Source organism: Poseidonibacter antarcticus, from assembly GCF_003667345.1.
Taxonomy (GTDB): Bacteria; Campylobacterota; Campylobacteria; order Campylobacterales; family Arcobacteraceae; genus Poseidonibacter; species Poseidonibacter antarcticus.
The window spans coordinates 86,702-94,854 of the sequence record NZ_RCWF01000010.1; the positions used below are offsets into that span (position 1 = coordinate 86,702).

Consider the following 8,153-nt stretch of genomic DNA (forward strand, 5'->3'; position numbering starts at 1 on the left):
ATTTATAGTATATCAGGAATATCTATATTAGTTTCTCTCTCAACATCTGCAATATTTTCAAATGTTACTTCTACAGGAGTTGATGAATTCATATCATTTTCTTTATTAACAAATCTTGTAAGAGCTTTTTGGAAGTCTAGTTTAACAGTTCCAATTGGTCCATTTCTTTGTTTTCCTATAATAATTTCAGCTTCTTCAACTGGTTTGTTTACAAATGATGAACGATACTCTTCACCTTTGTCTTTTGCTTCTTTTTCTTTTCTTGCTTCATCTCTTTCTTTATAAACATCATCTCTATATACAAACATAATAATATCCGCATCTTGCTCAATAGCACCAGATTCTCTAAGATCTGAAAGCATTGGTCTTTTATCAGGTCGGCTCTCAACTCCCCTGTTAAGTTGTGAAAGTGCAATAATTGGAATTTTCATTTCACGTGCAAGCATTTTAAGACCCCTTGAAATATCTGAAACCTCTTGGTGTCTATCTTTATTTCCCGTCCCTTGCATTAGTTGAAGGTAATCTATTATTACTAGTGAAATATTATTATCTTCATTTTGGGCTAATTTTCTAACTCTTGCTCGAAGTTGGTTAATATTAATACTACCATTATCATCTACAAATAATTTCTTTGTATTTAAGTCATCAAAAGCACCACTTAGCTGACTCCATTCATTATCATTCATATCACCTTTTCTAAGGTTTTGTAAAGGAATAGAAGTCTTAGCAGCAAGCATTCTTAGCATAAGTTGTTCAGCAGGCATTTCTAGTGAAAAGAAGATTACACCTTTATTCATTTCAACATTTTTTAAAGCCATATTTAAAACTAGTGCTGTGTTATGAGTTACCGTCATATCTTCTAATAAAAATAATTTATTTCCATCTATTTCAAAACCAAAGTACTCATCAACTATATCTTTTTCTATAGTAATTCCTGTTTGATTCCAAGTTCTATTACAAGTCCACTCTTTTGCTTTTTTTCTTTTTATTTTTGTTGGTATTATGTTTATGTTTCCAAAAATTCTAACTCTATAAACATCACATTGAAAATCTATATCTTTTATTTTTGCTATCTTTTTTATTAAAGAAGTTCTAAAACCTAAAGTATCACATAGATATTTAATTTGTTTTGCTAGATTTTCATTTTTTTGTGTTATTTCAAAACCATTTGCACTTTCATCATAATGACCATCACTATCTAATAAACCTGCTAATAATTCTAATCTATTTTTTTGTGAGTTGATTAAATAATCTCTTGGTATATGTTTATTTTCAAGTAAATTTTCTTCTCTTAAAAGTTTTTGTAATGAAAATGCAGTTTTCCCATCAACTTGTTTTTTGTTTGTTATTGAATATTCTGGACATTTATTTTCTTGAATATATTCTCTAACTTGTAAATCTAGTTTTTTAGCATAAGCATTTAAATAATCAATTATTTCACTGTCTTGAGTGTAGATAGATACTTTTCTTGAAGCTCCATCTCCCAGCCATAATCCTAAAAAATATGGTTCTATTTTAGTAGTTTTTTCTTCAAAATCTACAGGAACTTTATAGCCTTTGTAATTACTTTTAAATTTATCACTTTTTTCGAGGTATTCTTTTACATTTATATTTAAAATATCTCCATTTTTATGTGGACCTTCATTTCGACTTCTTTTTAAAGATAATATATGTGATTCATTTACTCTATAGTCAATAGCTTTATTTTGACGAACCCAGTACATTTGCTCTTTTCCACTTGTAACTGATAAAATATTTCTTGGCTTTGAGTCATCACCCATTAGTTTATCACCAATTTTTACATCTTCGACATTTTTTAAAGAACCATCAAACATTAAAACTTTTGTACCACGTGCTAGACATTTTCCCATTGCTGGACGCGCTGCTATAATAATCAAATCACCTTCATTAAATCCTGTTGTTTTTCTATCAAGTGCATCAAAACCTGTTGTTTCACCTATTAGGTGTTTATTTCCTAGTTTTTTCATTCTTTCTATATATGAAAGTGTGTCACTTGTAATTACTTGCATATCTTTTAGTTCAGAGGTTGCTGAATCTGTTGATATTTTATAAAGTGCACCTTGGACAGTATCTAGTGCATCATTTGCACTTATTTCTTCTTCTAGTGCTACTTTTTTTATTGTAGTTGCTAGGGTTGCTAACTCTCTTTTAACTGAGCCATCTTTTATTTCTCGAACATAAGCTAAAGTATTTGTAATTGGATTTGCTGATAATATTTCTATTAATATAGAGTCATCAACATCTTTTGAATTAATCTTATTTCTTATAAACTCTTCATCAATTGGCATATCATCTTCATGAAGTTTTATCATAACTGCAAATATTTTTTGATGTGCTGGTAAATAAAAATCTTTTGCTTTTAAAACACCTAAAACATCTTCTAATTCTTCAGGATTAAAAAGTATTGAACTTAATACTGCTCTTTCTATATTTATACTGTAAACACTATCCATTATGATCTTTTTGCAGCTTCAAATTCTACTTCTTCTAAGAATTTATTTATTAATTCATCACCTGATAATTTTGCTATGATTTCACCTTTTTTCATAACAAGTCCTGAACCTTTTCCAAATGCTATTGCAACATCTGCTGATTTTGCTTCACCTATTGCATTTACAACACATCCCATAACAGATACATCAAGTGATGTTTTTATATGTTTTGTTCTTTTTTCAACTTCTGCAACTGCTTTTACTAAATCAGCTTCAATTCTTCCACAAGTCGGACAAGAAATAATATTTAATCCTTCTTTTGCAATTCCAACATCTTTTAAAATAGCTTTTCCTACTTCAATTTCTTTTTCTAATTCGCCTGTCATTGAAACTCTTAAAGTATCTCCAATTCCATCTAGTAATAATGAACCTAAGGCAATTGATGATTTAATAGTTGAGTGAAATTGTGTTCCAGCTTCTGTAACTCCAAGATGAAAAGCATAATTATTCATAGGTCTTAAAGTTCTATACGCTTCTACTGTTCTTTGAACATCAGAGGCTTTTAATGATACTTTTAAATCTGTAAAATCTAAATCTTCTAAATATTTTATATTATAATCAGCCGATGCTACCATACCTTTTGGTGTTTGTCCGTATTTATCTTCAAATTGTTTTTCTAGTGAACCTGAATTTACACCAATTCTAATTGGTAGACTTCTTTCTTTACAAGCACGTACTACTTCTGCAACTCTTTTTCTATCTCCAATATTTCCTGGATTAATTCTAATACAATCTACAGACTCAGCTGCAATAAGAGCTAACTTATAATGAAAGTGAATATCTGCAACTATTGGTAAATCTACTTGTTTTTTTATCTCTTTTAATGCCAAAGCAGCTTCTTTATTTGGCACAGCCAGTCTTACAATATCAGCACCTGCAAAATGTAAAGCTCTTATTTGTTCAACAGTAGCTTCAATATCAGATGTTTTTGTAAAACACATTGATTGTACAGGAATTGGGGCATCGCCACCAACTGGTACATTTCCTACGAATATTTGTTTTGTTGGGTATCTTTTTATCATGTCAGGATTCTAGCACAAAATTAATAAAAAGAAAAGATTAGATATAATAAGATAAAATTTTATTAAAAAGACTAAAAGTTAGTAAATGAATTCAAAAAAAGATATTTCAATCATTATATTGTTATTTTTAATTTTAACAACATCAATTGTTTTTAGTTCTTATTATTATATTTTAAATAAACAAGAAGATTTATTAAAATCAGTTTATAACTCAGTACATTCAAACATCACAAAAATAACTCAAAATCTTATAATAGATAAACAAAATACCACACTAGCTATTGCCTTAGCTTTAGCAAAAGATGATAATTTATATAATTTTATGCAAAAAAAAGATTATAAAAAATTAGATTATGAAAAATTAATCAATCAAATAAAAGAATATTCCAAATATCAAGATGTTTGGATTCAAGTAGTAGATAAAAATGCTAAAAGTATTTATCGTTCTTGGACAGATAAAAAAGGTGATAATTTATTATTTAGAGAAGATTTAAGAAAAACTCTTAAAAATAAAAAAATTTCAACTTCAATAAGTGTTGCTCTTTTTGGTTTAACATTAAAAGCTAGAACTCCTATATATGATTATAGTCATAATTTTCTTGGTGCATTAGAAATAATAACTCATTTTAATTCGATTACTAAAGATTTAAAACAAAATAATATCAATTCACTTGTAATTACAGATAAAAAATATAAAAATATATTAAAATACCCTTATACTAATATTTTTATTGATGATTATTATATCGCAAATAAAAATGCAAATATTAAACTAGTAAATTATATAAAACAAAATGGCATAGAAAATATAGTACATATTCCTAAGTATATTATTAAAGATGATTACTTGATTTCTAAGTATACTTTATATGATAAAAACAAAAAAACACTTGCTTATATTATAAATTTTATGGATTTAAAAAATATTGATTTACATCTTGTTGAGTCATTTAAAATTCAAACTATAATGACATTGATAATTGCTTTAATCATAATATTTTTCTCATTTTTAATTTATTTATATTCTAAACATTTAAAAGGTATTAAATTTCAAGAGCAAAAGAAACAATCAATTTTAGATTCTCAATCTAGTATTATTGTAATAACTAATGGAGATAAAATAATTGATATAAATAAAAAATTCTTTGAATTTTTTACTAAGACAAAGACTCTTGAAGATTTTAAAAAAATTCATACATGTATTTGTGATTTATTTATAGATATGAATGATGAATTATATATAATAAAAAAAGATTATAATGGGAATAATTGGGCTGAGTATGTTTTTGAAAACAAAGATAAAAATTTTAGAGTTGTAATGAAAAACTCTAAAGATGAATTAAGATATTTTTCTTTAAAAACTTCAAAAATCACTTCAGAGAATTATATTATTGCTACATTTACTGATATAACACAAGAAATTCTAAAAATACAAAAAGATAAAGAAAAAGATAGATTTCTTTATCAACAATCAAAAATTGCAGCTATTGCAGATACTTTAAAAAATATTGCTCATCAATGGAGACAACCACTAAGTATTATAAGTACAATTGCTAGTGGAATAAAACTACAAAAACAAATGAAGATCCTAAGTGATGAGGAGTTTAATAATTCTTGTGATTCAATAATTTATAATACAAAGAAACTTTCAAATACTATTGAAAATTTTACAACTTTTTTTAATAAAGATGACAATATAAATAATATTTCGATGGTGGAATCAATAAACGATACAATTAATTTTCTTGATTCAATATTTAAAGAAAATAATATCATTTGTACTTTTACTTATGATAATGATTTTTTACTAAATTGTAGTAAAAATGATTTTGGACAAGCAATATTTAATATTATAGATAATTCAGTTTATGCACTTAAAAATAAAAAAGATCCAAAAAATAGATTTATTATTATTGAATTAAAAAATAAAATTTTACAAATAAAAGATTCAGCAGAAGGTATCGAAGAAAAAAATATTGAAAAAATATTCCTGCCATATTTTACTACAAAACACCAATCTTTTGGTGTAGGACTTGGTCTTTATATAGTTCATGAACTTTTTGTAAATCATATGTCTTATAAAGTTTATGTAAAAAATGACACTTTTACACTTAAAAATAAAAAATATAAAGGTGCTAACTTTATTATAGATTTTAATTAAAGTTCTATTTTGAAAATATTCGCTACAATGGCGCATATTATACAAAGGAAATCTATGCAGGATCTTAATATTTTTGATATAGTAATAATTGGTATTACGCTAATTCTAGGACTTAAAGGACTATTTAGAGGCTTAATAAAAGAAGTTTTTGGAATTATTGGAATTATTGGTGCAATTTTTGTAGCATCAAGAACAGCAGCTGATATTGGTAATTTAATAGCACCATTTTTAGCACTTGAAAACCAAACTACGATTAATTTAATTGGTTTTATTGTTGGCTTAATTGGTTTTTGGCTTATTGTTTACGTATTAGGAATAATTGTTAGTAAAATATTCTCAGCTAGTGGATTGGGTGTATTTGATAGAATTTTTGGATTTATATTTGGTGCTGCAAAAGTGTTTTTAATTTTTTCAGTTATTGCTTATGCTTTATATCAAGTACAATCTTTCAAAAAAGCAATTGATGATAAAACTTCAAATTCTATGGTTATCCCTCATTTAATAAGTGTTGGTTCTTATATTATTAAACTTGACACAAGTTCAATTACTACAAATATTGAGAAAACTGTTGATACTGTTGTAGATAGTGCAAAGAAAGCTAGTTCTGGTGAGAATTCTTCTGTAAAAGAGATTAAAAATAATATTAAAGAAACTAAAAAAGAAATTTCAAATAGCGTAGAAAACACTATAAATGATGTTAAAAAATCTGTTCAAGAAGAAGTAGTAAAAGAAGTTGAAGATTCAGTTTCAAATACCAAAAATATAACAGAAGAACAAATTAATACAGTAAAAGAAAAATTACAAAGCATAGTAAATAAAACAGAAGAAAATAAATAAAGGAATCTTACATTGTTCGAAAATAAATATATACAACAAAGAATAGAAAAAGCAGAGAAATTAAGAGAAGCAGGGATTAATCCTTATTCAAATGAATGTTCAAGAAACACAACAATTGGAAAATTTATCAATGTTAATAGTGATATTTTTCAAATAGAAGATAAAAGAGATGAAAAAAGAAACTATACAGTAGCTGGAAGAATTAAATTCTTCAGACTTATGGGAAAAGCCTCTTTCTTAAAAATTGAAGATGAATCAGGTCTTTTACAAATATATGTAAGTAGAGATAATCTACCTGAAGGTTTTTATAATGAAACTTTCAAAAAAACTGTAGAAGTTGGTGATATTATTGAAGTATCTGGATTTCCATTTGTTACAGGCAAAGGTGAACTTTCATTACATGTTGATGGTTTAAAAATTTTAACTAAATCAATTTCACCATTACCTGAAAAATATCATGGAATTCAAGATAAAGAACTTAGATATAGACAGAGATATTTAGATTTAATTATGAATAGTGAAGTTCGTAAGACTTTCCATATTAGATCAAGAGTAATTTCATTAACAAGAAGATTCTTTGAAAATAAAGGCTTTTTAGAAGTTGAAACTCCAATGATGCACCCAATTGCAGGTGGAGCAAATGCTAAACCATTTACTACTCATCATAATTCTTTAGGTGTTGATAGATTCTTAAGAATTGCACCTGAGTTATATCTAAAAAGATGTATTGTTGGTGGATTTGAAGCTGTGTTTGAAATCAATAGATGTTTTAGAAATGAAGGAATGGATGCTACTCATAATCCTGAATTTACTTCAATTGAATTTTATTGGGCTTATAAAACATATAAAGATTTAATAGAACTTACAAAAGAGTATTTTGAATATTTATTTGAGCACCTAGAATTACCAACAATACTACCTTATGGTGATTTAAAAATTAATTTTGATAATTTCACTGAAATTCCTTTAATTCAATCTTTAACTTCAATTGGTGGAGTTCCTGCTGATATTACAGAGGATAAAGAAAAAATTATTGCATATTTAAAAGCTGCAAATGTTGATGTAAATGAAAAAATGAACTTAGGTCAACTTCAAGGTGAATTATTTGATGAATATGTTGAAGAAAAATTAATAGACCCTACTTTTATTACTGAATATCCAGTTGAGATTTCACCACTTGCACGAAGAAGTGATGATAAACCACATTTAACGGATAGATTTGAATTATTTATAGCAGGAAAAGAAATAGCAAATGCATTCTCTGAGCTTAATGATCCAATTGATCAACTTAAAAGATTTGAAGGACAAATGGCAGCAAAAGAGTCAGGTGGTGATGATGAAGCACATGAAATGGATGAAGATTTTGTAAATGCTTTATCTTATGGTATGGCTCCAACAGCAGGTCAAGGTATTGGTATTGATAGATTAGTAATGATGCTTACAAACCAACATTCAATAAGAGATGTATTACTTTTCCCAGCAATGAAACCAATCGCTCAAGAAATCAATCTTCTTGATGATTTAGATAAAAAATAAGGACTACAAAATGAACTATATATCAAACGCAAACCTAAAAGAAGCAGATGCAGAAGTATTCGAAATTTGTGAAAACGAATTAGA

General features: G+C 26.6%; 5 protein-coding genes. 3 read left to right on the plus strand and 2 right to left on the minus strand.

The genetic code is table 11. The features are described 5' to 3' along the window. Positions 1 to 2 precede the first annotated feature (2 nt). Together dnaB and ispG are read right to left on the minus strand one after the other, a co-directional pair. Positions 3 to 2,474, minus strand: coding sequence for a replicative DNA helicase (gene dnaB, locus D9T19_RS11490; protein WP_121628381.1), 2,472 nt, complete (start codon positions 2,472 to 2,474; stop codon positions 3 to 5). Then, the gene (gene ispG, locus D9T19_RS11495) at positions 2,474 to 3,535 is read right to left on the minus strand and encodes a flavodoxin-dependent (E)-4-hydroxy-3-methylbut-2-enyl-diphosphate synthase (protein ID WP_121628382.1); all 1,062 of its coding nucleotides are present in this window, start codon (positions 3,533 to 3,535) and stop codon (positions 2,474 to 2,476) included. Before ispG ends, dnaB begins: the two co-directional genes overlap by 1 nt. 85 nt (positions 3,536 to 3,620) lie before the next feature. On the opposite strand from ispG, the gene D9T19_RS11500 reads away from it, so the two are divergent. Genes D9T19_RS11500 through lysS form a run of 3 tightly spaced genes read left to right on the plus strand, consistent with a single transcriptional unit; the run spans position 3,621 to position 8,069 of the window. Further along, entirely contained in the window at positions 3,621 to 5,696 is a 2,076-nt protein-coding gene (locus D9T19_RS11500) for an ATP-binding protein (RefSeq protein WP_121628383.1), read from the plus strand. A 54-nt stretch (positions 5,697 to 5,750) separates the two neighbouring features. Further along, positions 5,751 to 6,533, plus strand: coding sequence for a CvpA family protein (locus tag D9T19_RS11505; RefSeq protein WP_121628384.1), 783 nt, complete (start codon positions 5,751 to 5,753; stop codon positions 6,531 to 6,533). A gap of 12 nt (positions 6,534 to 6,545) precedes the next feature. Further along, entirely contained in the window at positions 6,546 to 8,069 is a 1,524-nt protein-coding gene (gene lysS, locus D9T19_RS11510; protein ID WP_121628385.1) for a lysine--tRNA ligase, read from the plus strand. The last annotated feature ends 84 nt before the right edge of the window (positions 8,070 to 8,153 follow it).

Coding starts and splice junctions, on each gene's coding strand:
- D9T19_RS11500 (WP_121628383.1), top strand. CDS start 3,621: ATGAATTCAAAAAAAGATATTTCAATCATTATATTGTTATTTTTAATT.
- ispG (WP_121628382.1), bottom strand. CDS start 3,535: ATGATAAAAAGATACCCAACAAAACAAATATTCGTAGGAAATGTACCA.
- dnaB (WP_121628381.1), bottom strand. CDS start 2,474: ATGGATAGTGTTTACAGTATAAATATAGAAAGAGCAGTATTAAGTTCA.
- D9T19_RS11505 (WP_121628384.1), top strand. CDS start 5,751: ATGCAGGATCTTAATATTTTTGATATAGTAATAATTGGTATTACGCTA.